Origin of the sequence: Synechococcus sp. H55.9, assembly GCF_047462355.1 — a bacterium.
Lineage (GTDB): Bacteria > Cyanobacteriota > Cyanobacteriia > Thermostichales > Thermostichaceae > Thermostichus.
This window is the reverse complement of record NZ_JANSJB010000090.1, coordinates 1-1,367: the sequence shown is the minus strand read 5'-3', so window position 1 is coordinate 1,367 and position 1,367 is coordinate 1. Positions and strand designations below refer to the sequence as shown.

General features: G+C 61.2%; 1 pseudogene. It reads left to right on the top strand.

Annotation, left to right across the window (positions count from 1 at the left end):
• Positions 1-1,367 (top strand): annotated as a pseudogene (locus NW857_RS10760) (type II secretion system protein); the annotation flags it as partial.

The following is a 1,367-nucleotide window of genomic DNA, read 5'->3' as shown; positions in this document are numbered from 1 at the left end:
GATCCGTTCATCACTGCCTTTGGCAACTTCTCCGAGCTGCGGCGAATCATCAACAACCCGAACAACCTTAGCTTGGCGGATCAAACCACGCTGCAGACGGCGGGTTGCATGCTGGGCATGCTGGCCGACAACATTCTGCGGATTGAGGCGGCTGCCAACGCCGGGGATCCAGCAGCTCAGATCCTTTGGGATGACATCAGAGCCAGCCGTGAAGGCAACCTGGATGCCCTTGAGCGCAACCGCTTCTACCTGCCGCTGCGCTACATCTTCCCCACCAGCGACTTTGGCCAGGCGGATCCCATAGAGAGCGAGCGGCGAGGCGCCTACTCCTGGCTGCCGGCTGCCACCTACCAGGCAGTAACCGACCTCGAGCAAGTGGCTCTTCGGCCTCGCTCCACCATCAACGACTGGCGTTTGCCCCGTGCCACTGCCACTTGCCCCAGCAGCACCCTACTCGGTGGCAACCACCCCAACAGCAACCAGATGGAGCTGATCCAGGTCGGCGACCAGTGCCATCGCGTGCCCTTCAAAGATTCGGTGTTTTACGATGGCCGCGAGGCAATGGCGGTGCGGGCCCTCAACATCGACCTGGCCCTTTTGACCAACAACGCCAATGGTCAGGCCAACGGCTTGATTAACGGAGATACTTGGCTGCCTGCCGGCGTGCAAGAAGGCCGCGAAGGGGGTATTTTCTACGCCTTCCGGGAAGATGCGGTGCGGGAGGATGCCATTGCCCGCCCGCCTTTGACCAACTTCGCCGCCTATCAAACTGCCTGGCAAGCGGCAAACGCCCGTGGCACCCTTCCCTTCATCATGAATGCCGGTCAGCCTGGTCGCAACCAACCGGTCGGCGATCCGCCTGTTTCCGATCAAGGCCTCAGTCCTAAGCCGGTGGACTACTACCCCGATCCGGATCGGCGGCCCTATGGCTTCCGGCTGCGCAATGGGGCAGTGTTGGCGCGGGGTGGGTTTAACCTCGATGAAGCCGTCTTTGGCCTCTCCTTTATTTCCGACAACCCCGTCTACATCCAAGGGGACTTTAACCTGCACCGGACGAGAGGAGCCGATCCGCTGGAAGAGTTCGAGACTCTCCTCAACTTCGGATCAGACGGCCTTTACAGCAACTTCTACGGGCGGCTCCGGAGGAATGAAGACCGGCGCTTTGCCCGGGCAGCCCAGGATCTCTGGCGGCCCAGTGAGATCATAGGCGACTCGGTCAATATCCTCTCCGCCGATTTCTGCGATGGCAGCATTGACGACGGCTTTGTCCAGGATGGCACCCTCAATGGCGGCGGCAGCAACTATAACTCCGGCCAGGACTACGCCGGTGGGCGTGCCTCGGCTCCTCGCCGCAACGACTACTACGG